This window comes from Thalassobacter sp. 16PALIMAR09, from assembly GCF_000765485.1.
Taxonomy (GTDB): domain Bacteria; phylum Pseudomonadota; class Alphaproteobacteria; order Rhodobacterales; family Rhodobacteraceae; genus Thalassobacter; species Thalassobacter stenotrophicus.
The window spans coordinates 1-23,809 of sequence record NZ_JHAK01000011.1 but is presented as its reverse complement, the minus strand read 5'-3'; the positions used below and the strand labels follow the sequence as shown (position 1 = coordinate 23,809).

Genomic DNA, 23,809 nt, shown 5'->3' with positions numbered 1-23,809 from the left:
ATATGTCATGGGATGTACTGTGCCGTGGTCGCAATGGGATGGAAAGGTGGGAGCCTCCGGCGGGAGTATTTTGTCGAACAAAGGAAACGCGTCAGCCCCCATCTAGGCGCTATTATAGAGCGAGAGATGGGGGCCTCCTTCGTTCACGGCCATCGGGACTCCTCCCTGTACCGCGCTTTATTTTCGCATGAGCCGAGTTAACGAAGGATTAAGGTTAATCGCTCCTTTGTTCCCTAAATGCTCATATTGGCACGGTCACCGGTTGCGGAACGGGAGTAGTAGTGCCCAGTCCAACCGTGCGGTTCGGCTGTCTTGCCAACGCAGGCCGACGGTCATCCCATCGTGCCCTTTGTCAGGCTGCGGAATGTAGGTTCCAAAGGCTCGATCCCAGATCGAAAGGGCAAAGCCGTAGTTGCTGTCGTGCTCGGAACGCTGATCAGAGTGGTGAACACGGTGCATATCGGGCGTGACGATGAACATGCGTAGCCAACGGTCGACACGTTTCGGGATTGCGATATTGGCATGGTTGAACATTGCGGTCGCGTTCAGGAGGATTTCAAATGCGATAACGGCCAACGCAGTTGGTCCAAGCGCATAGACAAGACCAATCTTGATCAACATTGAGAACGCGATTTCCAGGGGGTGGAACCGGATCGCAGAGGTCACGTCTAGGTCGCGATCTGAGTGGTGTACTTGGTGTAGTCGCCACAATAACGGGACTTTGTGCGTTATGAGATGTTGCAACCAGATCGCGAAGTCGAAGATCAGGATGGTCAGGACAATATTTAGAGCAAGTGGCAATTCTAGAATGTTGAAAAGCCCATAGCCCTGCGTTTCTGCATCAATCGCCGCACCGACGGCTAAGAACGGCAGTGCTATGGCTAACGCCCTTAGCGCGAGGGTGTTGGCGATAGTCATGCCCCAATTCGTAAGCCATCGGCCCGACCGTGATTGCACGCGCGCACGGCGCGGAGCGTACCACTCCACGCTTGCCAAGATGACGAAAAGGCCCAGAAAAATACTGAGGCGAATGATAGCTTCGTTTTCCATGGCTTTGTTCTAACGCGTTGTGCGCAGATCACAAACCACGGTTGTGTGAGCTATTCTGCCCGGATCAATGAGCCTGCGCCGTGATCTGTGAACAGTTCAAGCAGGGCGGCATTAGGTACACGTCCGTCTAGGATAACCACGGCCCGAACGCCTTGATCCAGCGCATCCATTGCCGTCTCGGTTTTGGGGATCATGCCGCCCGCGATTGTCCCGTCGGCGGTCATCTCGCGCACTTGTGCAGAGGTCATTTGTGTCACGACCTCGCCGCTTGCGTCCTTTACGCCTGCCACGTCCGTGAGGAGCATCAGACGATCAGCCTTGAGCGCGCCTGCGATGGCACCAGCGGCGGTGTCGCCATTGATGTTAAAGGTTTCGCCGTTCTCGCCGGCGCCGATGGGGGCGATTACGGGGATCATCTCGGCTTGGAATAGCTGCTGCAGGAGGCCTGGATCGAGATGGGACGGCGTGCCGACAAAACCCAATTCGGGGTCGGTTTGCGTGCAGGTCATCAGGCCCGCGTCTTTGCCGGATAGGCCCACGGCCTTGCCGCCTTGTGCGTTGATCGCGGCGACGATGCGTTTGTTCACTTGGCCTGCCAAAACCATCTCAACGACTTCGACAGTCTCTGCATCGGTGACGCGCTTGCCGCGTACAAAGGTCGATTGCACGCCCAATCGGTCCAGCAGCGCGTTAATCATTGGTCCGCCGCCATGCACAATCACGGGGTTCACACCAACGGTGCGCATTAACACTACGTCGCGGGCAAAGCTGGCCATTCCTTCGTCCGATCCCATCGCGTGGCCGCCCAATTTGATGACGACAATCGCCTCATCATAGCGGCGCAAATAGGGGAGCGCTTCGTTTAGTGTGCGGGCGGTGGCGATGTAGTCGCGGGTCATGGCAGTCTGCTTTTTCATAGGGCGCGGCCTTGGGTAAAAAGGTGGAGCGGTTCTAGCGCGGCCCCTGCGGAAGGGGAAGGGGCTTGTGCGACTCTTGCGAAAGGCGCAAGGGTGGGGCAGGAGTTTATGATATGTCACAACGCACTATGGTGTTGACCGGAGCCAGCCGAGGGATCGGCCACGCCACGGTTCAACGGTTCAGCAACGAAGGCTGGCGGGTGCTGACGTGCTCCCGTCATGCGTTTCCCAATGAGTGCCCGTGGGGGTCTGGGGCGGAGAACCACGTTCAGATTGATTTGGCCGACCCCAAGGCCACGATGGCGGCGATCGACGATATCCGCAGTCGTTTGGACGGCCGCTTAGATGCGCTGGTAAACAACGCAGGCATCTCGCCCAAGGCACCCGACGGGGGGCGTTTGAACACCCTTGAGACGGACCTGCGCACATGGGGTCAGGTGTTCCACGTTAACTTTTTCGCGTCTGTCGTGCTAGCACGTGGTTTGAAGGATGAATTGGCTGCGGCCAAGGGATCGGTCGTGAACGTGACCTCAATCGCGGGTAGCCGCGTCCATCCCTTTGCTGGGGCGGCCTATTCGACGTCCAAGGCCGCATTGGCTGCTTTGACCCGCGAAATGGCCCATGACTTTGGCCCATTGGGGGTGCGCGTGAACGCAATCGCACCGGGCGAGGTGGAGACCGCGATCCTATCACCGGGCACAGACAAGATTGTGGAGCAATTGCCGATGCGCCGCCTTGGCCAACCCTCCGAGGTGGCCGCCGCGATCTTTTTCCTATGCTCTGACGAAAGCAGCTATATTTCCGGCACCGAGATTGAGATCAACGGCGCCCAGCACGTCTAGCTATTCCAGCCCTGCGATCAGGGCGCGCAGGTGGGCAATGCCCCAGCCTTTTTCGGACGACGTCACCAACAGCTCTGGGTAGGCGGCGGGGTGTTTCGTCAGTGCGCCGCGTACTTGCGTCAGGACCTTGGCGCGATCCACTTCTTTGACCTTGTCGGCCTTGGTCAAGATGACCTGAAATGTTACGGCGGCACTGTCGAGCAATGACATGATCTCATCATCGACAGGTTTCACGCCGTGGCGCGCGTCAATGAGGACAAAGGCGCGGCGGAGTGTCACGCGTCCTTGCAGGTAGTTCTTAAGCAGACGTTGCCATTTTTGCACAACCGCGACGGGTGCATTGGCGTAGCCGTAGCCGGGTACGTCGACAAGGAACAGCTCAGGAGAGACGGTGAAGTAGTTGATCTCTTGTGTGCGGCCGGGGGTGTTGGAGGTCCGCGCCAGTGCCTTACGGCCGGTCACAGCATTGATCAGGCTGGATTTCCCAACGTTGGATCGACCCGCAAAACACACCTCAAGCCGGTCAGCAGGGGGCAAGCCATCCATGGCCACGACACCCTTGAGAAACTCAGTCTCAGACGCGAAAAGCATGCGCCCTTTTTCAAGAAGGGCGGCATCAGGCTCGGGGGCCTCGGGGAACGGGAGCGTGGACATCAAAGTACCTCAACGGTGTCACCCGTAGCGATTTCACCGCCTTGGATGCATTTCAAATAGACGCCAAAATGTTGGTGCCCCCAGGTGTCATTCAGAGCACCCAGTGTGTTTGCGTCGATGCGCCCGGTTTCGGGGTTGGCCATTGTGGCTCTGCACCGAGTGATCGGCTCGTGCACGTGAAAGTGTGCACCGCCGATCCGAATATCGCGACCGACCCAGTCGAATTCTTCCCACGGAGCCAGCCCATCGACCCACAGGTTGCCACGCCACCGCTGCTGCGACAACGGCAGCCCGACGGCTTGGCCTACGGCGCGATTGCTGGCGGGATTGCACAGCGAAACGGACGCGTAGTCAGTGTCCGTCATCCTGTGGTTTTCAACCCGGATAATCCCGGTAGAGGCCGCGCGGTCGGTGGGCATCAACGGAGCCACCCATTCAAGAAACGCATCAGCGTCGGCATCGGGATCAAACGTGATGCTGGGACGTTCGGGGTGGTGCAGGGTAATGGTGCCTGCCTCGGCATCCCACGCGCTGCTGATCGCCATCAATGCAGGGGCTTTGCCGCCGCGTGAAAAGTTGGCGCAAGGGCTCCAACCGGTGATCGGTTTGCTGGCTTCATGTGTGACAGCCCACCGACGATCCCCGGGTAGGGTGCCGCCGGTGGGTACCACGATCCGTTCCAATGCTTCGCGTCCATGAGCCTTGATCGGGTGGCGCCAGATCTCAGCTAGATGCGGCATGGTCACTTACCCTTTGGTTTTTTGTTGGCGTTTGCCGTGGCATCTTTGGGGGTCTTCTTGAACCCGCCTTTGATGTTGCCCCAAAGGTCCGGCGTGTAGCCTTGGCTGCGCATGATCGCGTACTGCTGCATGAATGTGATCGTGTTGTTCGCGATCCAGTACACCACCAGACCCGATGCAAAGCCGCCGAGCATGAACATGAACACCCAAGGTAGCCACGCAAAAATCATTTGCTGCGTGGGGTCTGTTGGTGCTGGGTTCAGCTTTTGCTGGAACCACATCGAGATACCAAGCAGGAGCGGTAGGATGCCGATAAAGATCAGCGCCATAAAGCTTTCTGGGTTCGGTGCAGCGTTTGGCAACAGGCCGTAGAGGTTGATGATGGACGTTGGATCGGGTGCGGAAAGGTCGCGGAACGGTCCGAACCAAGCAGCGTGGCGCAATTCGATCGTGACGAAAATCACCTTATAGAGCGAGAAGAAGATTGGGATTTGCAGCAAGATCGGCAGGCAACCCGAGGCCGGGTTCACCTTTTCGGTCTTGTACAGTTCCATCATTTCTTTTTGGAGCTTTTCGCGGTTGTCACCAGCACGCTCTTTGATCTTTTCCATCTCAGGCTGAAGTTCTTTCATCTTCGCCATGGATACGTAGGATTTGAACGCCAGTGGCAGCAGGATCGCCTTGATCCCGAAGGTCAGTGCGATAATCGCCCAGCCCATGTTGCCGATCATCAGGTTTAGCCAATGCAGGGCCACAAAAATCGGCTTGGTCAGGAAATAGAACCAACCCCAGTCGATGCTATCCACAAAACCTTCAACGTTTTTGTCGTTTTGGTAGCTACGGATGGCTTCCCATTCCTTGGCGCCGGCAAAGAGCTTGGTGCTGACCTCGGCACTTGTGCCCGGCGCGATAGACATCGTCGGTAGGCGGGCTTCGGTCTGATAGATGTCAGCGCTTGCGACATACTTGGTCACCGAGGTGAAGGGCTGGCCATCACCGGGGATTAGTGTCGTCATCCAGTATTTATCTGTAAAGCCGATCCAGCCGTTGCCTGCGACTTCTTGCACATCGGCCTGAGCGCCTTCGCGGGGCAGTACGTCAAGGTCGGTCATGTCGTCGTAGTCGACTTCGGACAGGGTGCCGTCGGATTTGCGCACCACACCTTCGTGAAGGATAAAAAAGTTAACCGTGTCAGGCTGACCGTGCCGCGCAACGATGCCGTAGGGGGCCATTCGCGCCTCAACGGCACCAGTGTTTTCGACGCTTTGTGAGACGGTGAACATGTAGTCTTCGTCGATTTCAAACGTGCGACGGAAAATCAGGCCCGCGCCATTGTCCCAGCGGATCGTGACGGGTGAGGTTGGTGTGAGTGTCGTGCCGCGCTCGACCTGCCATGCGGTGGCCGCACCGGGGACTTGGTCAAAGCCAAGATCGCCGCCGGGGGCCCAGCCGTACAGCGCATAATACGCGTCCGCGCCGCCCACGGGTGAGAGCAGAGTGACAATCGGGCTGTCGTCTTCGAGTGTCTCGTTATAGTCTTTGAGCGCTAGATCATCGAGGCGACCGCCTGTCAGGGAAATCGAACCTTCGAGGCGGGGCGTTTCGATGTCGATGCGCTGGGTCGAGCCAAGCGCTTGGGCGCGTGATTGCTCAGGCGTGACGGCTAGGCTTGGGATTGCAACGCCAGCGTCTTGGGCTGCAGGTGGAAGGACAGCGGTGCCATCAGCGGTGGTTGTCACAGCGGGTGCCTGGGCCTGGGGCTCTTCTGGTGGGAAGAGGACAAACCAGACCAAGATCACCAAAAAGCTTAGTGCGGTGGCAAGGATGAGGTTCTTGTTTTGGTCGTCCATTCTGTGCGCATCCCCGGCAGTCATTTGGTCCCCGGTGTTCAATAGCGGCAGGGGCCAAAGGTCAAGCGCTTTCCCGTCGCAGGTAGGGCGCTACGCCTATGTCAGGCGATCAAAATGTGGGGAGGTCAGGTTGTGTTTCGCATCAGCCTAAGCGGCGATTGCCAATCCTTGTGTTTGCGATTTTGGCGTTGTGGGCGCTGACCCAACCGATGGTGTCCTCGAAGGGCATCGGTTTTGCGATGCCGTAGCCTTGCACATGGGCGCAACCAAGTTGGGCGAGTGTGCTGTGTTCACCCGGGGTTTCGACCCCTTCGGCGAGGGTTTCGATGCGCAATTGCTCGGCCATCGATAGGATCGCCGCCACAAGTCGCTTTTGGTTTGGGTCCGTGTCGACGTTTGCCACAAACGATTTGTCGATCTTGATGCGCCCTACGCCAAACCGCGCGATGTGCGAAATTGAGGCGTGGCCTGTGCCAAAGTCATCCAAGTCCATCCGAAATCCGGCCCCCCGCAAGGTGCGCAAGTTGCGGATAATGGCATCGTCACCATCCTGTAGTGTCACTGTTTCGAGGATCTCGATGCAGATACGTTCCGGCTTTTGGTCAAAGCGGTCCACTTGCCAGATGATCCGGTCCGCAAGACGCGGGTCGCGCAGTTCTTCTACCGAAAGGTTGATCGACACGCTTTGCACCCGCAGACCTGCGGTGTCCCATGACTTTAGGGCTTTTAGGCTGTGCAGCAAAATCACTTCCCCAAGCTGCGAAAATGCATGGCTTGCTGCAACGGCTGGTAAAAACTGCCTTGGTGACAAGATACCCAATTCCGGGTGATGCCATCGTGCCAACGCCTCAAACCCACTGAGAATGCCTGTGTCGGTTGACAACTGCGGCTGAAACCATGGCCGGATCGCGCCAGTGGCGAGGGCCGCCTGGACTTGTCCCGCCAGCTGATGCTCAACCTCGACGTCTTTTTGCATTTGCTTGGTGAATGAGCGGACGCCGCCATCGTTTGCGCGGTGTGCGGCGCGCAAGGCGCAGTCTGCGGCCGCTACGATAGCTGCGCCTGTGGGGGCGGGGCTTCGTTCTTCGAGGCACAGACCAATGGCGCTGTGAAAATGGAGGGTTTGCCCCTCAAGTGCGATTGGCTCGCTCACACAAGATTGGAGCCGCTCGACGATCGACAGAACAATATCAAGATCGGCGCGCGGGATGGGTTGAAGCAAGACCCCGAAAACGTTGTCGCCGCAACGGGCCACGATATCGGTGTCGCGGACACACAGAGCCAATCGTTTCTGCACGCGGGTAAATACGTCATCCGTGAACTTGCTGCGCCACTCACCGCCAACCATCAGGTGTGGATCCACTTCGATGAGCATTACAGCCGTAGACGTGTTGGTGCCCGCGCAAAACGACATCAGGGCATCTGCATCATCCACAAAGAGGTCGCGTTCCGTTTGAGGTGCTGCCTCGGGGGACGATGCCACTGACGCTATAGCCCACTTTCGCAGGTAGTATAGGGCGGGCAGGCCCAAAGCTGCCACCGATAGCCCTGCGATTTCACCTACCGTCAGGCCAACCGCCACCGCACCCAAAAGCACGAAGATGGGAAGCGTCGCGGCTATTTCCCAGCGTTGTAGGGCCGCCCGCAATCGGGCGGGTCGGGCAGATGTTCGGTGCATGGGTCACTCCTCGGGCTCGCAGTCTGGTGCCAAGTGTTAACCCGTGTTGCTGACCGTTTGCTTAACGCAGCTCTGGGACCTGCTTATCATTTCCCTCAAATTCGCCAGATCTCATGAGGCCGGCGAAATCAAACAGCTCGGGGTCCAGCAAATGCGAGGGACGGGCCTGCATGAGCGCCGAGAACATTTTTGCACGGCGACCGGGGATTTTTTCCTCCCACCCGTCGAGCATGGCTTTGATGACTTGGCGTTGCAGGCCATCCTGCGAACCACACAGATCGCAGGGAATAATCGGATAGTTCAAAGCCTTGGCAAAGGCGTCGCAATCCGCCTCGGCCACGTGGGCCAAGGGGCGCAGGACAAACAAATCCCCTTCATCATTCAACAGCTTGGGCGGCATTGTCGCCAGCTTGCCGCCATGAAAGAGGTTCAGAAAGAACGTCTCAAGAATGTCGTCGCGATGATGGCCAAGCACGACGGCCGAACAGCCTTCTTCGCGTGCAACGCGGTAAAGATTGCCGCGCCGTAGCCGCGAACACAACGCGCAAAACGTCCGGCCCGCCGGGACTTTGTCAACGACGATGGAATAGGTGTCTTGGTATTCGATCCGGTGCGGCACGCCACGTTCCTCTAGAAACGCAGGCAGGACCGTGGCCGGAAAGCCGGGCTGCCCCTGATCAAGGTTGCAGGCCAAGATATCCACGGGCAACAGGCCGCGCCATTGCAGCTCAGCCAATACGGCGAGCAGCGTGTAGCTATCCTTGCCACCCGACAAGCAGACCAGCCACCGGGTGCCCGGCTCAATCATGCCATACCGCTCAATCGCTTCGCGTGTGTCGCGGACCAGCCGTTTGCGCAGTTTCTTGAAGGCAGTGGTTTTCGGGGCCCCGGCAAAGAGCGGGTGAATGTCGCTGTCGTCGTCAAGCATGATCGTTGCTCCTGTGCGTGCCCGTCTGCGGGATATGACGCGCTGCTACACTAGATGCGGGGCTTGGAAAAGAAAGACATCGGTAGGAGCGCTATTTCGCATGTCTGCACATTAGTCGGGTACGTCATCCACGCCATGCCCGCCCCAAGGGTGACAGCGCAGAATGCGTCGGAACGCGAGCCACCCGCCTTTGAGCCCGCCGTGCTTGGACAGAGCCTCAAGCGCATAGGCCGAGCATGTCGGATCATAGCGGCAGTTGAACCCCACAATAGGTGAGAAAACCGCACGGTACGCGCGAACCGGTAAGGAAAAGACCCATGCAAGCGGCGTCATTTGCCATGTACCTTGCTGAGCGCGCGCCGCAGGTCCAAGAGCAGGTCTTGGAAATCACGTGCCGCTGTTTGGTTGGCGCGGCCGATCAGGACATAGTCCCAGCCGGGCTGTCCGTGGTGCAGGAGGATAAGGCGCGCGGCTTCTCGCAGGCGGCGCTTGGCGCGGTTGCGAGCGACGGCATTGCCAACCTTTTTGGAACACGTGTAGCCGACGCGCAAAGCGACATCTTCATCGCGGCGATTGTACGCCTGCAACAAAAAAGACCCGGAAGGCACACGCTGGCCCCGGGCGGCGCGCAGAAAATCGGCACGCTTTTTGAGTACGCATAAAGAAACCGCCGGTGTCCCTTTGGTCCGGGGCACCGGCGGCTCAACACTCATCGCTACGAGGCCCTTAGGCGCTCAGCGATTTCCGGCCGCGTGCGCGGCGTGCGTTCAGAATCTTACGACCAGCTTTGGTGGCCATGCGCGCACGGAAGCCGTGACGGTTTTTGCGAACGCGGTTGGACGGTTGAAACGTGCGTTTCATGTCGGTGCTCCTATCAAGTCGGTGCCCGGATGGGATTCGACAGGCGTTAATCTCGTGAAGCCGCTGCATAAGCGCGGGGAGGGGACCTGTCAACGGCGTGCGGGTGTAGAATGTTACATCTTTTGTGCTGATTTGCGTGTTTGGCCCAAGGTTTGGTGACACGCTTTGTCACAAAGCCCTGTTTTACCCCCGAATCCCATCACCTGACATCACCCCCGCGTGAGGTTGGCTATCTCCCGCACCGTGCATGAGGCATCAAGGCTGCAACGAAAGCCAATTCGGCTCACGATCTTAGATTTACCAAGGAAATTATTCCGATGACTGATACACACCAACAAATGCCGCAAGATACGCCCAAGAAAAGCACGCTGGTAAAGAACCTGCCGCTGATTGCTATTCTCACCGTCGCCGCCGTTGGAGCCTATGCTCTGCGCGATACGCTGTCGTTTCAAACGCTTGCGGACAATCGCGAATCGCTTATCGGATTTCGGGACGCCAATTACCTGCTGACCGCGTTGGCCTTTGTCGGGGCGTATATTGTGATCGTGGGCTTTTCACTGCCGGGTGCGGCGATTGCCACGCTGACGGGCGGTTTTTTGTTCGGGCTGTTTCCGGGTGTTTTGTTTAACGCAGGGGCCGCGACCATCGGGGCCACGGCGATTTTCCTCGCGGCGAAGTCAGGCTTAGGGGACAAGATGTCCGCCAAGTTGGACGCATCCGAAGGGGCCGTGCGCAAAATCAAAGACGGTATCAAAGAGGATGAGGTCTCCTACCTGTTTATTATGCGCCTTGTCCCTGCCGTGCCGTTTTTTGTGGCCAACCTGATCCCCGCGTTCATGGGGGTTTCGCTTAAACGCTACGTGTTCACAACGTTCTTTGGCATCCTACCGGGTGGCTTGGTCTACACATGGGTGGGTGCGGGCCTTGGTGAGGTGTTTGCTCGCGGTGAGACGCCTAATCTTGGCATTATTTTTGAACCGCATGTCATCGGCCCCATTCTCGGGTTGGCTGCTCTCTCGGTCCTGCCAATTATCCTCAAAAAGTTTCGCAAAGGCTCGGCACAATGAACGCGCTGAACAGCACTGACGCAATGCTCAAAGAAAGCACCGAACCCATGGAAAAGATTAAAACAGATATCCTGATTATTGGCGCAGGCTCGGGCGGGTTGTCCGTGGCCGCAGGTGCCAGCCAGATGGGGGCCGATGTGGTGCTGCTGGAAGGTCACAAGATGGGCGGCGATTGCCTCAACTTTGGCTGCGTTCCGTCCAAGGCGTTGATCGCGGCGGGCAAGCAGGCCCATGCGATGTCCCATGGCGCCAAATTTGGTGTGACCCCGGTAATGCCCGAGGTCAGCTATGCCGCGGCCAAGGATCATGTGCACAAGGTGATCGACACGATCGCACCCGTTGATAGCCAAGAGCGGTTTGAGGGGATGGGCGTTCGGGTGATCCGGGAGTTTGGCAAGTTTATTGACGCCAAAACTGTGCAGGCCGGCCCTTATCAGATTACGGCGCGCCGTGTTGTAATCTCGACCGGATCGCGCCCTTTTGTGCCGCCGATCCCGGGGCTTGATACCGTCCCCTATGAGACGAACGAGACCTTGTTCGATCTGCGTGAGCAGCCAGAGCATTTGATCATTATCGGTGGTGGTCCCATCGGGCTGGAAATGGCGCAGGCGCATGTGCGTTTGGGATCAAAGGTAACAGTGCTCGAGGGCGCAAAGGCGCTGGGCCGGGATGATCCGGAGATGGCAGAGGTTGTCCTAAATCGGCTGCGTGCCGAGGGGATTGAGATCGCGGAAGGGCAGATTGCCGAAAAGATCGCGGGCAGTGCAGGGGCGATTGAGGTCCATACAAAGGATGGCTCGGTCTTTGCGGGTTCACACCTGTTGATGGCGGTCGGGCGTCAGCCCAATGTCGATAAGCTTGATCTGGAAAAGGCGGGGATTGAGTATGATCGGCGCGGCGTGAAAACTGACATGGCGCTGAAAACCACGAATTCCAAGGTTTACGCCATTGGGGATGCTGCGGGACGTCATCAGTTCACCCATGTTGCGGGCTATCACGGGGCGACAATCATCCGCTCCATGCTGTTCGGGTTGCCAGCCAAAATCCGCGAGGATCATATTCCTTATGCCACCTACACCGACCCTGAGCTGGCTCAGGTTGGCCTGACGGAGGCGCAGGCGCGTGAGGCGCATGGCGACAAGTTGGAGGTTGTCCGCTTTCCCTACCATGAGAATGATCGCGCAATCGCCGAAGGCAAAACGGAGGGTCTGATCAAGGTCATGATCGTCAAGGGCCGTCCGGTGGGGGCCTCAATTGCAGGGGCCCATGCGGGGGAGCTGATCCAGACGTGGTCTCTTGTATTGGCCAACAAGCTCAAGATCGGAGCCGTGGCTGCCATGATCGCGCCCTACCCAACGCTCGCCGAGATCAACAAGCGTGCCGCAGGGCAATATTACGTGCCGCGCCTGTTCGATAATCCAACGGTCAAACGGGTCGTGCGTTTCGTGCAAAAGGTTCTACCATAAGCAAAATTTGCGCCGCCATATTGGACAGGACGGTGTCAATTATATATGACAGGGGAGGGCGTCCAATTGGGCGCCCCTCCGCACACCCAACACAGCAGAGCCGATGATCAACACACTTTCTGGCCGCTTCCTTGTTCTGACCGTGATTTTCGTCATGGTGGCGGAGATCCTGATTTTTCTGCCCTCGATTGCCCGCTTCCGCGAGGAATATTTGCTGGCCCGGTTAGAGCGGGCGCAAATCGCGTCTCTCAACCTTTTGGCCGCGGGTGAGATGATCGCGCCGGAGGTTGAGCAAGAGTTGTTGCGCAACGCGGGCGTTCTAAACGTCGTTCTGCGCCGGGATGTGGCGCGGGAATTGGTGCTGTCGGGCCCTCTGCCGTTTCCCGTCGGGCAGACGGTTGATCTGCGCGATGACCGTGCGTGGGTCCTAATTCGTGACGCAATGAGCCGTTTGATCAACCCCGAACCCGAGGTGATCCGTGTTCTGGGCCAGCCCGTGATGGGTGGCGGCATACAGATCGAATTCGCGCTCGACTCGCGACCGCTTCATGCGGCTTTGCTTGAGTATGGACGTAACATCTTTTGGCTGTCGTTGATGATTTCTGCGATCACGGCGGTGCTGCTGTTTATGGCGGTGCGTCGGGTGTTGGTGATGCCAATCCGTAAGCTTGTGGATCAGATGGACCGGTTCGCCGAAGCCCCGGAGGATGCGCGCCGGATCGTAACGCCCGCCTCCTCGGTGGTGGAACTGCGCGCCGCAGAAGAGGCGTTATCGGCGATGCAGAGCCAGCTGAGCCAATCGCTCAAGCAAAAGGAGCGTCTTGCGCAATTGGGCGGTGCCGTGGCCAAGATTAGCCATGATCTGCGCAACATTCTCACGACCGCGACATTACTGGGCGATCGTCTTGAAAGTGTGGATGATCCAACGGTAAAGCGTGTGGGCCCCAAGATCGTGAACTCGATCAGTCGCGCCGTATCGCTGTGCGAGGGGACGCTGGCCTTTGGCAAGGCGGAGGAAAGCCCACCGGCCCTTACGCGGTTCGACCTTGCGACGCTGGCTGAGGACATTGCCGAATCTGAGCAATTGGCTGTTGCTGCCGATGTGGCCAGCATCAGCGCGGACATTCCATCGGGTATGCAGGTTCGCGCCGACCCGGATCAATTGCACCGAGTGTTGGGGAACCTCGTCCGGAATGCGCGCCAAGTGATCGCGGCCACAGGCACACCGGGCACGATCACGATTTGCGCCCATGAGGATGCACGTGCGTGGTGGATTGAGGTTGTGGATACTGGGCCGGGCCTGCCGCCGCGCGCGCAAGAGTACTTGTTTCAGCCGTTTCAGGGCACTGCGCGCAAGGGGGGCACGGGGCTAGGGCTCGTCATTGCGGCTGAGTTGATCAAGGGGCACGGTGGGACTTTGACCCTAAAAGAGACCGGGCCCAACGGGACCACTTTTTGCATTTGCTTGCCCCGCGATGGCATTCTCGAAATTGTGTGATTTAGCCCTTGCGTGTGTCGGAGCTGGGGGCTAAACGACCCACACGCGGATTGGTAGCTCAGTTGGATAGAGTACTTGACTACGAATCAAGGGGTCGGGGGTTCGAATCCTCCCCAGTCCGCCACTTGCCACTTCTTACTGATTTGAGTAGGTCGTCCTGAGCGGTATTTTTCTTTTGTTTTGTGCGATTTGTCGTAGTCCGTAGGCGGCATTGAATTTATTTCGATGGCATCCATATCTGTACCTTGAGTGGTATAGAATGTGGTATTTTTATTGGCGTTATCAGGCAAGTTGACAAAAAGCTGGTCGAAAACCTTGGCGCTGGGCGTCATGGCGACGGCGGTGGCCTATATTTGGTTGTCGATCCCTCAGGTGCGCGCAGGTGGATTGTGCGCGTTGTAGTAAAAGGCCAGAAGAATAGGAAGGGAGCGCCGCTGCGCACGGATTTTGGTTTGGGCGGTGCAGATGTTGTGACGCTCAACCAAGCCCGAGAACGCGCGCTCGAATATCGGCGGATGGCAAAGCAAGGGTTGAACCCCCGCTTTAATGCCTCCCTCGAAATCCCAACATTCGAAGATGTGGCGAAACAGGTTCACATTGATAGGATGCCCACTTGGAAAAACGCCAAGCACGGCCAGCAATGGATCAACACACTGCGCGACTATGCGTTTCCCAAAATTGGCCGCATGCCGATTGATAGCGTTGATCAGGCTGAGGTGATGATGTGCCTTGGCCCGATCTGGACGGAAAAGCATGAGACTGCCAAGCGGCTGGCGCAACGCATCAAGACGGTACTGGATGTCGCGAAAGCTAAGGGGATGCGTTCCGGTGAAAACCCGGTGACCGCGATCAAAGACGCGCAGGCGCTGCCTAAGGTAAAGACTAAGGTGAAGCACCATAAGGCGATGCGATGGCAGGACGTGCCTGCATTCTACGCGGACCTAAAGGAGCGCAACGCCATGTCAGCGCAAGCACTGAGGTTCACGTGTCTTACGGGTTCTAGGACGGGTGAGGTTTTGGGGATGCGTTGGGAGGAGGTTGATCTGGAAAAGCGGCTTTGGCTTTGCCCCGAAGAACGGATGAAGGGTGGCGAGGAGCATCGTGTTCCTCTGACAGATGAAATGCTGGCGATCATAGAGCCGTTGCGAGCAATGCAGTCTGAGTATGTGTTCGAGGGACAGAAGCGCAATAAGCCACTGTCTAACATGTCTATGCTGATGTTGTTGCGTCGGATGAATGTTGAAGGGGTAACCGTTCACGGTTTTCGCTCGACGTTCCGCGATTGGGCAGGGGAGGTTGCAGGAGCTCCACGGGAAGTTGCTGAAATGAGCCTATCTCATAAAGTGGGGTCCGACGTTGAGCGGGCCTATGCAAGAAGCGGTCTTTTAGACCGTAGAAGGTCATTGATGGAGCGCTGGTCTGCCTATGCAAGCGGGAACAGTGCTGACGTTGTGCGAATTAGTTACTAAAGAAATGCCAAAAGGTCGATCGCATAAACACTTTTTCTAAGTGAGGCAATTGGAACAAACCAAATACAAATGGTTGAAATGCTAAAAGGTCGTAGTTAACATCACTTTATGGAATTCCATGAACTCGTTGAGCGCCTCAATGGTCTAACCGAGCGGTTTTATAAATTGCCAAAGTTGAAGTATTTGGCATTGTCAGAACCACCTTTTGATATTTCAAAGCCAGTTATTCACGACAACAAGCAAGACTTTCTTTGTGAGAAAAGGGCCGTTGAAAATATCTTGGAAGCCGCTGTGGTGATACGTGAATTAATATCTGCGCAAGTGTCCAAAGAGGATGCAGATCAGCGCAAGATGGCTCTTAGGTTGTGGTCGTCGATAGATGAGGGCGCTCGAAGAGACAAAAAGCGTGAGATCCCGGCACAAATCGATGCATTTTTGCTCGCTTCCTCAATCGACCAAGGTTTGTCTTTTTCGTTTTTTGCGCTTTCACGAGAAATGGAGAGGCAGTTCTTAAATCGAAAACAAGAGCTTGAGAGACAAGAAGCAGAATACTGGAGCGACGCTCACAGACCCCCCAACCATTTTGCGCGTATCATTGCGCTGAGATTTGCGATGGCGATCTATCGTGGCACAGGTAAGCTGCCTACCTTTGGAATAGCGCGCGAGGGTAATCACCCGTCGACGGAATATGGCCGTGCGCTAGAAGAAATTTTTGCGCTGTTGGGCATAAAGGCAAATGTTAAGAACGCGGCAGTCTGGGCGATAGAGCAGGCAAAAGTAGATGTAGAGAAAGAGCCTCAAATCACCTCTCCTCTCGCAGGATTGGGTGCGATCCGTCCTGAAGCGATGACGACCAAACAAAAGATCGCCAACATGCTCGAGACGGATAAAAAAGTCGCCAAAGAATAGGCCTTTTTCATTAAAGCATTTGGGGTTTACTTACGTCTTAACAAGTTGGCTCGCAACGGATTGGGTTGCTTCAGTTTAACTCAACTGGAGTCTGACCATGGCGAATCTATTTGAACAAGATCGCAGCTATGTCCTTGGCGATACGGAACTTGATGTTATCGGCAATCGTGAAAAGCTTGCGCAGTGGCGTCACAAGGGTACCGGGCCTGCCTACTATCGTCTTGGTCGTAAGATTATCTATCGCGGTGTTGATCTGAACACATGGGTGAATGCCCGGCGCGTTGAGCCTTACAAGGGCGGTCAAGACTAATGGCCAAGCGTATGGCGACGCATAGGGTCAAAAAGCACCGCCTCTATTCCTACGAGGAGGCGGGTGGCGCGCTGGGCGTGACACCTCGAACTGTCCGCTCATGGCGTGCAAGCGGTTTGCAGGCGATGACCTCGCATGTGCCCCACTACATCCTTGGCGCTGAGTTGATCCGCTACCTTGAAGAAAGGCGGACCAAGAAATCGGCCAAGATGAGTAATGAAGAGATGTTTTGCTTTACCTGCAAGGCGCCTCAAAAACCTTTGTGGGGGATGGTCGACTACATTCCGATCACGGATGTGCGGGGCCGTTTTAAAGGGCTGTGTGAGGCGTGTGAGGGCGACTTGCAACGGTTTGTGGGGAGGCGCGACTTAGGTAAATTTGGCCAGTTCTACGACATCGCCTTCAAGGATGGGTCCTAAGCCTAAACGAACCCCTCAGGCCCAGTTCAAAACCGCACTTTGAGAGGTCCGTCTGACCCGCTCGAAATTGACCCCAAACCCGCCTTTAAAAAGAAGAAATATAGATGCGTAGAGTTGTTGAAGAAAACGAGCGGATGAAGCGCAAATATGTGTTCTATCTGGAGGAAGCTGATGGCCTGGACGCCAAGACCACGGATAAGGTTCTGGCGGCGATGCTGAAGTTTGAGCAGTCAACAGGCTTTAAGCCGTTCAAACGGTTCCACATCGACCAGGCCGCAAAATTCAAAGTCTACCTCTCCCAAGCAAAAAACCGAAATGGAATGCCGTTAAGTCACTCGACTATCGACGCGACACTCGCACTTGTGCGCAAGTTCTTTCACTGGCTGGCTGGGCAAAGCGGCTACAAGAAGGTTCTGACCTACAGTGACGCGCGGTATTTCAACAACAACCGCAAGTCCGCGCGGATTGCGCACACCGCCAATGAGAAAGAATGCCCGTCACCGGAAGCGGCTTTGCACGCGTTCCAAGCTATGCCCAGCGCGACCGAGTTCGAGATGCGCGACAAGGCGCTCTTTGCCTTCCTCATGCTCACGGGCGCACGGGTAGGGGCTGTGGCGTCCCTGCGGCTCAGGCATATCGACTTGTTCAACGGCAAGGTGTTCCAAGACCCGCGCGAGGTGAACACCAAGGCAGCGAAGTATATCGACACGGTGTTTATGCCCGTTGATCCTGCCTATCTGCAGTGCTTCACGGCTTGGGTGCATTTTTTACGTACGGATAAGCTTTTTGGCCCGTCTGATGCGCTTTTCCCTAAGGCGCAGATGGGGCTGGCAGAAATGGGTGGTTTCCAAAAAATCGGACTTTCGCGTGAGCCGTTCAGTACCACGACACCTTTGAACAAGATCATTCGTAACGCCTTTGCAATGGTACAACTACCACAATACACCCCCCACGCATTCCGCACGACCCTGATCAAGATGGCGAACGACCGGTGCGCGACCGTGGAGGAGTTCAAGGCGTGGGGCATGAACATCGGACATGAGAACATGGCCGTCACGATGGGGTCTTACCTGCCCGTTCCCAAGCATCGGAAGGAGGAGTTGATCAAGGGCTTGAGGCCTACTTAAGATAGGTATTGGAAACTCATGGCGATTCTCACAGAATACCAATGCGCGAGACTTTGCGGCCATTCACTTTTCGGGCTTCGCTGACGCAGCATTCGTTCAAACGCGCGGCATGTCCATCACTGTGTTGACGCGTATGTCGCCTTACCGGTCGTTCAGAGGACCCGATCCGACTGAACCAAGAGCGAACTTTCGCCGCATGCGTCGCTAACAGGAAAAACGCGGGACGAAGCCGACCTTGGGTTTTCGCGCTTTGCTGACGCAGCATTCGTTTGCTGTTGCGGCATGCTTTCTTCCCCATCACGACGTCCATTGCCATAGTAGACATTCAGAGCACCCAAAATCATGCTGACATCAGCCTCTCGCCGCGAAAAAGCGCCGCAACTTGACGTGAGGTTTCGGGCAAGGTCCAAGCAATGGCTTGAGTCGCACGAGAAGACTCAAGCACTTGTGACCGTGGCGCTCGTGCTAACCTTCCTCTTTGAACACATCCGGCAAAATGCGATTTAGCACGCCGATCAAGAATGCCGTGCTTATGCCGAAGGTCAGCAAGCCGGTTATCGCACAAAAGGTTGCCACGATGCGCGCATCCGGACCCAGCACAATGTCCCCGTAGCCAAGCGTCGTGTAGGTTACTGTCGCAAAATAGAAGCTAGTTGAGAGGTTTGGCAATCCTGTCATCAAAAGGAACGAAGCTGCCCAAGACCAAACCTGAATAGTGTGTGCGACAACAAGAATTGCTACGGCGAACAAAAGAAATATGACGCTTCGCAGGCGGGGCATTTTGTCAGAAGGCATGTAACTGGACAGCCGAGCAAAAAAAGGGATGCTGATCGCAATTACGCTGACGTGGACAACGGCGCTGAATGCAAGCAGCCCAGTCCCAAGTAAGATTTGTTGGAGCGCTGTCATTAAGGTGGTCCTGCATCAAAAATACTGTTAACGATACAATATAGAAAAAAAGAATTTAAATAGGAGCCACAATTATGGATCCACGCAACATTTTTGTGTCAGCGGCAGCCCTGTATATTGCGCTGACGGTGTCCGCATTCTCGCAAGAGACAGTTCCTCGCCCAGCTAAAGTGGTGACGTTAGAATCCACAGAAGAAACGGTTTCACGCCGGTACCCGGCGACTGTATTGCCTTCGCGCGAGATTGAATTGTCGTTTAAGGTCTCCGGCCAAGTGACAGACCTGCCGATCCGTGCGTCCTCGCAAGTGACTTCAGGGGATGTGGTTGCCCAGATTGATCCTCGAGATTTCGAAAACCAGATCCAACAGCTGCAAAGCCAGCGCGCTCAAGCTGAGGCGCAGTTGGACGCGCTCCGGGCTGGGGCGCGACAAGAGGAAATCGCGGCATTGGAGGCAGCTGTGGCGTCTGCCCAAGCACAGGTGGATCAAACGCGCGAGGCACTGACGCGCGCCGAGCAGTTGCTTGAACGGGGTGTATCGACACGTGCACAAGTGGAAGCAGCGCAAGCGGAGTCTCGCGTAGCCGAGGCTAATCTACGCTCTCAGCAAGAGCAGTTGCGCATCGGTCAGGTTGGTGGACGCCCCGAAGACATCGCCGCGGCTGAAGCTGGGCTTGAGGCAATAGACGCTCAGGTCAAAATCGCGCAGGACGCTCTTGCAGATGCGACCTTAACAGCGCCCTTCGATGGAATTGTTGCCCGGCGCGATATTGAAAACTTCACGAATGTACAGGCGGGGCAGTCCATTGCCTTGCTTCAAGGTCTGGATGTTGTGCACCTCGCTTTTGACATCCCCGGCCCCGATGTGACCGATCTCACGCGCAATGGCCCCGGAGAGATTGCGAACACAGCGGTTTTCGATGCCTTGCCGGGCCAGGTGTTCGATGCTGAGACAGTGGAATTCTCCGTCCAGGCCAACAGCGCCACACAGACTTATCGCGGGCGCGTTGCAGTCGAAGTGCCTGAAGGAGCGGTGATACTGCCCGGAATGATCGCCAATGTGATCGCCTCAACTGCGGGGTCGGCTGCACAGGTGCGAGCACCGCTTTCCGCCATTGCTGCGGCTTCGGATGGGTCACCCTTCGTTTGGCTGGTCGATCAAAGCGGCGTGGTTTCGGCGCAATCGGTCATGTTGGGGGAAGCAAGCGGCACAGAAGTTGTGGTTATCGATGGGGTCACGGACGGCGATACGATCATTGCGGCGGGGGTCAGTCAGATCATCGCTGGTATGACGGTCCGCCCTATCACTTCGGTCGGGAACTAAGCTTATGGATCTTGCCCGATTTGCCTTAGAAAAGCGGCTGATTTCTGCTGTCGCGACCCTTCTTATATTGTTCGCAGGCTACTTCGCCTATACCGCTTTGCCGCGATTTGAAGACCCTGAATTTGTCATCCGGCAAGCCCAGATCATCACGCCCTATCCGGGCGCGTCCGCCGCAGAGGTGGCCGAAGAAGTCACCGAAGTGGTCGAGAATGCGTTACAGCAGCTGCAAGGCGTCGACGAGGTGCGCTCCGTCTCTTCGCCCGGTCTAAGCACTGTCACGATTGAATTCACAATCGCCTCAACACGGACCCGCACGGCACTGAACGAACGCTTTCAGCAGATGCGGGCCAAGATACTGGATGCGGAGTCGCAACTGCCTCCAAACGCGCTGGCGCCGCAGGTTTATGATGATTTCGGCGACGTGTTTGCCCAGTATTATGCGATTGTCGGCGAGGGATTTTCTCTAGCTGAACTTCATGAATACGCTAAGGATTTGCAGCGAGAGCTTGTAACTGTGGAAGGTGTGTCCAAGGTCGTCCTCAGCGGTGTCCAGAACGAGGTGATCTATGTCGAATACTCACCCGCCCGCCTAACAGAACTGGGCCTAGCCCCATCACAGATCGCGCAACTCCTGGAAGGGCAGAACCTCGTTACGCCAGCGGGGTCTATTGTTGCGGGTATGGCCCGCCTGTCCGTCCGGCCCGAAAGTGCAGTCGGGTCGCTGGATGCGATTGAGAACCTGCTGATCACAGATACACAGAGCGGAATATCGTTTCGTTTAGGCGACATTGCCGAGGTGTCTCGCGGGGTCGCGGAACCCGCGCAAACGCTGCTTTACCGCGACGGGCGGCCCGCAATTGGTCTTGGCGTGTCCAACCAGCTCGGCGGCAATGTCGTAAACATGGCGAATGCCGTGCGCTACCGCATCACCGATTTGGAAAGCGACCGGCCTATCGGGATCAGCATTCTGCCGATATCGGATCAAGGGGCGAGCGTGAAGGCTTCGGTGGATGATTTTGTTGTCAACGTTGTACTGGCGCTTGCCATTGTGGTGGGCACGCTTCTGATCTTTATGGGGCTCAGGTCCGGCATCCTGATGGGTGGTATCCTTCTGGTGACCGTCGGAGGCACGCTTTTTGGCATGTACCTCTATGGCCTCGACATGCAGCGGATTTCGCTGGGCGCTTTGATCATTGCATTGGGTATGCTGGTCGATAACGCCATTGTGGTGGTCGAGGGCACACTGGTGCGCGTCCAACGCGGCGAAGACGCAGCAAAGGCGTCACGTGCTGTTGTCAAACAGACAATATGGCCCCTGCTGGGCGGCACGATCGTCGGCATCCTCGCATTTTCGCCTATTGGGTTCTCACCAGACAACACCGGTGAATATGCTGGATCGCTCTTCTGGACCATCGGCATCGCGCTATTGTTTTCTTGGCTCGTAGCGATCTGGCTGACGCCGTACTTCTGTACTCTTATGCTGAAGAAGGGGGCTGCGGACACTCAACCAAAAGAGAACTTTATGCTTGTCGGCTATCGCAAGTTGTTGGCCCGCGCGATCAAGGTGCGCTTGTTGACTGTTGGTATCGTGGTTGCGCTTTTCGCATCCGCCATCGCGATGTTCAGCCAAGTTCCGCCGGGCTTCTTTCCGTCTTCGACCCGTGCGCAGTTCGTGATCGACTATTTCCTGCCGCAGGGAACTGATATCGCCCGAACCGAAGCGGATATTCTTGAAATTGCGGAATACACACGTGGTATCGAAGGCGTGTCCGGCACCAACACCGTTGTGGGTGCCGGACACCAGCGGTTCATGCTGATTTACGAATCCGAGGGATCGAATGCGGCCTATGGTCAAATTCTGGTGGACGTTGAAGACTACCGGCAGATTGAGAATATGCGGACGCAGTTGCAGGGTCATATTGACGAGACCTATCCGGAGTCGAACGCCAAGGTCTGGAAGTTTGTGCTGGGTCCCGGCGGTGGGTCCAAGGTCGAGGCACGGTTCTTTGGGACGGACCCAGCCGTACTGCGCGATCTGGCTAAACAAGCGAAGACGATCATGTCGGATGCGGGCGCTGTTGCGGTCAAGGACGACTGGCGCGAGCAGGTTCAGGTGGTGCGGCCTGTCATCGACATCGAGAACACGCGCCGGTTAGGGCTGACTCAGGGCGAGATTTCCAACGCGATCTACAGCCATCTGACCGGCACAAATCTGGGTGTCTACCGCGAACGCGATAAGCTTCTGAACGTCGTCATGCGCCCAGTGGACGCCGCCCGAAATGACATTGGAGAGTTGCGCAACATCCAGGTTTTTGCCGCAGCAACGGGCAGCTACGTGCCCATTTCCCAAGTGGTCGGCAGTTTCGACATCGTGTTCGAGGCAGGCAACCTACGCCGGATCGACCGCGAGCTTGCGATCACTGCCCAGTCCGACAATGCGCCGGGTGTGCTTTCGGGCGATCTGTTCGCTGAGGTGCGCGGCCAGATTGAGGAGATCAACTTGCCGCCGGGCTACAGCCTGGAGTGGAAGGGCGAATACGGCAACTCACAAGAGGCCAACGCCGGACTGGCGTCGACAATGCCGATTGGATTTGGCGCGATGTTCATCGTGACGCTGTTTCTATTCAATGCTTGGCGGCAGACGATCATCATATGGCTGGTCGTTCCGCTTGCGCTAATCGGCGTGATCTATGGCCTTGCAGGCACACAAACACCGTTGGAGTTCATGGCCATCCTTGGCATCCTGTCCCTGACCGGCATGCTGATCAAGAACGCCATCGTTCTGATAGACGAGACGGACACCCAGATCGCAGACGGAAAGGCACGCATGGCCGCTGTTGTGGATGCTGCGGTCAGTCGTGTCAGGCCTGTGTCGCTTGGCGTGCTGACGACAGTTTTGGGCGTCGTACCACTGTTGTGGGACCCGTTTTTTCAATCGCTGGCGGTCGTGATTATCTGCGGGTTGAGCTTTGCCACGGTCCTAACGCTGATCGTTGTACCCACGCTCTATGCGATCTTCTTCCGCGTCTCTGACAGCGAGGTGTAGCGAGCCCTCATGCCGTTTCAGGTCCTAATCGCCCCCCTTCTGATCTGGGGGGGCCTTTTTCAGCCGCCGGACCGGATTGCATTTGCCGACCCGCAGCTTGGGGCAAGCGTTCGACAAATTTATGTTACCACCAGCCGCCTGCCGGGCACTGAACCGATCGCCAACCGCGTGGATCGCACCGCGCAAGTGAATTTCGCGCGGTTCGATGTATCTATTCCGTCGACGCACCGGTTAGGTCAGATCGAATGGCCGGATGAGACCGCTGACCCCGCAACGGATTTTGCGGTTGAGGGACAAAACGATCTCGGTTCGCAAGATGGATTGAGTCGCACGCTGCGGCAGTTGCCCAGCAACGAAGTCACTGCCTTTGTGCACAAATACAGCACCACATCGTCGGAAGCTCTCTATCGCTATGCGCAGATCGGGCATGATTTCGAGATAGATACGCTCGGTGTGCTATTTACATGGCCATCGGCGGGGCGTCCCGAGGCTTATGTACCTGACCGTGACAGCGTTCTGTTTTCACATGACCCGCTTGCAGACCTGTTGACGGACATCAGCCGTCGAGCAAACAAGGACATTGTCCTGCTTGCGCACTTGCTCTGCACGCATCGCACGATGCAAGTGTTGCGGCAATTGGCAGTTTCCGGTCGGCGCGGTGTACTGAACGATCTAATACCGGTCGTTCTACTGGCCCCTGACATCGACCCCGATATTTTCCGCGCAGAGGCCGAATTTGGTGGCGAC

Annotated in this window: 24 protein-coding genes and 1 tRNA gene; 13 read left to right on the top strand and 12 right to left on the bottom strand. The window is 56.6% G+C overall.

The window, feature by feature from the left end:
* Positions 1-255: 255 nt before the first annotated feature.
* Complete coding sequence (locus tag PM04_RS15585) at positions 256-1,050, bottom strand: sterol desaturase family protein (protein ID WP_038008579.1); 795 nt, start codon at positions 1,048-1,050, stop codon at positions 256-258.
* A gap of 50 nt (positions 1,051-1,100) precedes the next feature.
* Complete coding sequence (gene argB, locus PM04_RS15580; RefSeq protein WP_038008577.1) at positions 1,101-1,967, bottom strand: acetylglutamate kinase; 867 nt, start codon at positions 1,965-1,967, stop codon at positions 1,101-1,103.
* Between the two features lie 113 nt (positions 1,968-2,080).
* Between argB and PM04_RS15575 the strand changes: the two genes are divergently transcribed.
* Positions 2,081-2,809, top strand: a complete 729-nt coding sequence (locus PM04_RS15575) for an SDR family NAD(P)-dependent oxidoreductase (RefSeq protein WP_038008575.1) — start codon at positions 2,081-2,083, stop codon at positions 2,807-2,809.
* Here the strand turns inward: PM04_RS15575 and yihA are convergent, their stop codons facing one another.
* The 8 genes from yihA to rpmH all read right to left on the bottom strand — a co-directional run bounded on the left by yihA (position 2,810) and on the right by rpmH (position 9,520).
* On the bottom strand, positions 2,810-3,463 hold the full coding sequence (gene yihA / locus PM04_RS15570; RefSeq protein ID WP_038008572.1) for a ribosome biogenesis GTP-binding protein YihA/YsxC: 654 nt from the start codon (positions 3,461-3,463) through the stop codon (positions 2,810-2,812).
* Positions 3,463-4,203, bottom strand: a complete 741-nt coding sequence (locus PM04_RS15565) for an MOSC domain-containing protein (RefSeq protein ID WP_038008571.1) — start codon at positions 4,201-4,203, stop codon at positions 3,463-3,465. The genes yihA and PM04_RS15565 overlap by 1 nt, the downstream gene beginning before the upstream one ends.
* A 2-nt stretch (positions 4,204-4,205) precedes the next feature.
* Positions 4,206-6,053 carry a membrane protein insertase YidC gene (yidC, locus tag PM04_RS15560; protein ID WP_038008569.1) on the bottom strand — a complete coding sequence of 616 codons (1,848 nt, stop codon included), beginning with the start codon at positions 6,051-6,053 and terminating at the stop codon, positions 4,206-4,208.
* A 142-nt stretch (positions 6,054-6,195) separates the two neighbouring features.
* Complete coding sequence (locus PM04_RS15555; protein ID WP_038008567.1) at positions 6,196-7,731, bottom strand: GGDEF domain-containing phosphodiesterase; 1,536 nt, start codon at positions 7,729-7,731, stop codon at positions 6,196-6,198.
* 61 nt (positions 7,732-7,792) lie between these two features.
* Positions 7,793-8,659 (bottom strand): tRNA 2-thiocytidine(32) synthetase TtcA, encoded by an 867-nt coding sequence (gene ttcA, locus PM04_RS15550; RefSeq protein WP_038008565.1) that lies wholly within the window; start codon positions 8,657-8,659, stop codon positions 7,793-7,795.
* A gap of 111 nt (positions 8,660-8,770) precedes the next feature.
* On the bottom strand, positions 8,771-8,992 hold the full coding sequence (gene yidD, locus PM04_RS17795; RefSeq protein ID WP_072936706.1) for a membrane protein insertion efficiency factor YidD: 222 nt from the start codon (positions 8,990-8,992) through the stop codon (positions 8,771-8,773).
* A complete protein-coding gene (rnpA, locus tag PM04_RS17790; RefSeq protein WP_081946122.1) occupies positions 8,989-9,372 on the bottom strand; it encodes a ribonuclease P protein component in 384 nt (127 codons plus the stop codon). The genes yidD and rnpA overlap by 4 nt, the downstream gene beginning before the upstream one ends.
* A gap of 13 nt (positions 9,373-9,385) precedes the next feature.
* Positions 9,386-9,520 carry a 50S ribosomal protein L34 gene (gene rpmH, locus PM04_RS15540; RefSeq protein ID WP_026757035.1) on the bottom strand — a complete coding sequence of 45 codons (135 nt, stop codon included), beginning with the start codon at positions 9,518-9,520 and terminating at the stop codon, positions 9,386-9,388.
* Positions 9,521-9,837: 317 nt separating this feature from the next.
* Here rpmH and PM04_RS15535 point away from each other — a divergent pair, with 317 nt between their 5' ends.
* From PM04_RS15535 to PM04_RS15520, 4 genes are all read left to right on the top strand, one after another.
* Positions 9,838-10,587 (top strand): TVP38/TMEM64 family protein, encoded by a 750-nt coding sequence (locus PM04_RS15535; RefSeq protein WP_052068492.1) that lies wholly within the window; start codon positions 9,838-9,840, stop codon positions 10,585-10,587.
* Positions 10,588-10,634: 47 nt separating this feature from the next.
* Positions 10,635-12,053, top strand: coding sequence for an NAD(P)/FAD-dependent oxidoreductase (locus PM04_RS15530; RefSeq protein WP_038008650.1), 1,419 nt, complete (start codon positions 10,635-10,637; stop codon positions 12,051-12,053).
* A 103-nt stretch (positions 12,054-12,156) separates the two neighbouring features.
* The gene (locus PM04_RS15525) at positions 12,157-13,551 is read left to right on the top strand and encodes a HAMP domain-containing sensor histidine kinase (RefSeq protein WP_200880363.1); all 1,395 of its coding nucleotides are present in this window, start codon (positions 12,157-12,159) and stop codon (positions 13,549-13,551) included.
* Between the two features lie 47 nt (positions 13,552-13,598).
* Positions 13,599-13,675 (top strand) — tRNA-Arg (locus PM04_RS15520).
* Here PM04_RS15520 and PM04_RS18110 read toward each other — a convergent pair.
* On the bottom strand, positions 13,638-13,883 hold the full coding sequence (locus PM04_RS18110; RefSeq protein WP_200880365.1) for a hypothetical protein: 246 nt from the start codon (positions 13,881-13,883) through the stop codon (positions 13,638-13,640). The genes PM04_RS15520 and PM04_RS18110 overlap by 38 nt on opposite strands.
* On the opposite strand from PM04_RS18110, the gene PM04_RS15515 reads away from it, so the two are divergent.
* From PM04_RS15515 to PM04_RS15495, 5 genes are all read left to right on the top strand, one after another.
* On the top strand, positions 13,797-15,020 hold the full coding sequence (locus PM04_RS15515; RefSeq protein ID WP_235281457.1) for a site-specific integrase: 1,224 nt from the start codon (positions 13,797-13,799) through the stop codon (positions 15,018-15,020). The two genes, PM04_RS18110 and PM04_RS15515, sit on opposite strands and share 87 nt — an antisense overlap.
* Before the next feature lie 108 nt (positions 15,021-15,128).
* Positions 15,129-15,929: a hypothetical protein gene (locus tag PM04_RS15510; RefSeq protein ID WP_038008560.1), complete on the top strand. Its 801-nt coding sequence runs from the start codon at positions 15,129-15,131 to the stop codon at positions 15,927-15,929.
* Between the two features lie 97 nt (positions 15,930-16,026).
* Positions 16,027-16,239, top strand: coding sequence for a MerR family transcriptional regulator (locus tag PM04_RS15505; protein WP_038008558.1), 213 nt, complete (start codon positions 16,027-16,029; stop codon positions 16,237-16,239).
* A complete protein-coding gene (locus tag PM04_RS15500; protein WP_038008556.1) occupies positions 16,239-16,658 on the top strand; it encodes a helix-turn-helix domain-containing protein in 420 nt (139 codons plus the stop codon). Before PM04_RS15505 ends, PM04_RS15500 begins: the two co-directional genes overlap by 1 nt.
* Positions 16,659-16,762: 104 nt before the next feature.
* Positions 16,763-17,785 carry a site-specific integrase gene (locus PM04_RS15495; protein WP_038008553.1) on the top strand — a complete coding sequence of 341 codons (1,023 nt, stop codon included), beginning with the start codon at positions 16,763-16,765 and terminating at the stop codon, positions 17,783-17,785.
* Positions 17,786-18,250: 465 nt separating this feature from the next.
* Here PM04_RS15495 and PM04_RS15490 read toward each other — a convergent pair whose 3' ends face one another.
* A complete protein-coding gene (locus PM04_RS15490; protein WP_038008551.1) occupies positions 18,251-18,694 on the bottom strand; it encodes a potassium channel family protein in 444 nt (147 codons plus the stop codon).
* A 74-nt stretch (positions 18,695-18,768) separates the two neighbouring features.
* Here PM04_RS15490 and PM04_RS15485 point away from each other — a divergent pair, with 74 nt between their 5' ends.
* The 3 genes from PM04_RS15485 to PM04_RS15475 form a co-directional block, all read left to right on the top strand.
* A complete protein-coding gene (locus PM04_RS15485; protein WP_038008550.1) occupies positions 18,769-20,016 on the top strand; it encodes an efflux RND transporter periplasmic adaptor subunit in 1,248 nt (415 codons plus the stop codon).
* A 4-nt stretch (positions 20,017-20,020) separates the two neighbouring features.
* Complete coding sequence (locus PM04_RS15480; protein WP_038008549.1) at positions 20,021-23,062, top strand: efflux RND transporter permease subunit; 3,042 nt, start codon at positions 20,021-20,023, stop codon at positions 23,060-23,062.
* 9 nt (positions 23,063-23,071) lie between these two features.
* A partial coding sequence (locus PM04_RS15475) for an alpha/beta hydrolase (RefSeq protein WP_152600860.1) occupies positions 23,072-23,809 on the top strand: 738 nt, incomplete at its 3' end.

Excerpts from the sequence above, each read along its gene's own strand:
- PM04_RS15585 (WP_038008579.1), bottom strand. The coding sequence starts at position 1,050 with ATGGAAAACGAAGCTATCATTCGCCTCAGTATTTTTCTGGGCCTTTTC.
- argB (WP_038008577.1), bottom strand. The coding sequence starts at position 1,967 with ATGAAAAAGCAGACTGCCATGACCCGCGACTACATCGCCACCGCCCGC.
- PM04_RS15575 (WP_038008575.1), top strand. The coding sequence starts at position 2,081 with ATGTCACAACGCACTATGGTGTTGACCGGAGCCAGCCGAGGGATCGGC.
- yihA (WP_038008572.1), bottom strand. The coding sequence starts at position 3,463 with ATGTCCACGCTCCCGTTCCCCGAGGCCCCCGAGCCTGATGCCGCCCTT.
- PM04_RS15565 (WP_038008571.1), bottom strand. The coding sequence starts at position 4,203 with ATGCCGCATCTAGCTGAGATCTGGCGCCACCCGATCAAGGCTCATGGA.
- yidC (WP_038008569.1), bottom strand. The coding sequence starts at position 6,053 with ATGGACGACCAAAACAAGAACCTCATCCTTGCCACCGCACTAAGCTTT.
- PM04_RS15555 (WP_038008567.1), bottom strand. The coding sequence starts at position 7,731 with ATGCACCGAACATCTGCCCGACCCGCCCGATTGCGGGCGGCCCTACAA.
- ttcA (WP_038008565.1), bottom strand. The coding sequence starts at position 8,659 with ATGCTTGACGACGACAGCGACATTCACCCGCTCTTTGCCGGGGCCCCG.
- yidD (WP_072936706.1), bottom strand. The coding sequence starts at position 8,992 with ATGACGCCGCTTGCATGGGTCTTTTCCTTACCGGTTCGCGCGTACCGT.
- rnpA (WP_081946122.1), bottom strand. The coding sequence starts at position 9,372 with ATGAGTGTTGAGCCGCCGGTGCCCCGGACCAAAGGGACACCGGCGGTT.
- rpmH (WP_026757035.1), bottom strand. The coding sequence starts at position 9,520 with ATGAAACGCACGTTTCAACCGTCCAACCGCGTTCGCAAAAACCGTCAC.
- PM04_RS15535 (WP_052068492.1), top strand. The coding sequence starts at position 9,838 with ATGACTGATACACACCAACAAATGCCGCAAGATACGCCCAAGAAAAGC.
- PM04_RS15530 (WP_038008650.1), top strand. The coding sequence starts at position 10,635 with ATGGAAAAGATTAAAACAGATATCCTGATTATTGGCGCAGGCTCGGGC.
- PM04_RS15525 (WP_200880363.1), top strand. The coding sequence starts at position 12,157 with ATGATCAACACACTTTCTGGCCGCTTCCTTGTTCTGACCGTGATTTTC.
- PM04_RS18110 (WP_200880365.1), bottom strand. The coding sequence starts at position 13,883 with ATGACGCCCAGCGCCAAGGTTTTCGACCAGCTTTTTGTCAACTTGCCT.
- PM04_RS15510 (WP_038008560.1), top strand. The coding sequence starts at position 15,129 with ATGGAATTCCATGAACTCGTTGAGCGCCTCAATGGTCTAACCGAGCGG.
- PM04_RS15505 (WP_038008558.1), top strand. The coding sequence starts at position 16,027 with ATGGCGAATCTATTTGAACAAGATCGCAGCTATGTCCTTGGCGATACG.
- PM04_RS15500 (WP_038008556.1), top strand. The coding sequence starts at position 16,239 with ATGGCCAAGCGTATGGCGACGCATAGGGTCAAAAAGCACCGCCTCTAT.
- PM04_RS15495 (WP_038008553.1), top strand. The coding sequence starts at position 16,763 with ATGCGTAGAGTTGTTGAAGAAAACGAGCGGATGAAGCGCAAATATGTG.
- PM04_RS15490 (WP_038008551.1), bottom strand. The coding sequence starts at position 18,694 with ATGACAGCGCTCCAACAAATCTTACTTGGGACTGGGCTGCTTGCATTC.
- PM04_RS15485 (WP_038008550.1), top strand. The coding sequence starts at position 18,769 with ATGGATCCACGCAACATTTTTGTGTCAGCGGCAGCCCTGTATATTGCG.
- PM04_RS15480 (WP_038008549.1), top strand. The coding sequence starts at position 20,021 with ATGGATCTTGCCCGATTTGCCTTAGAAAAGCGGCTGATTTCTGCTGTC.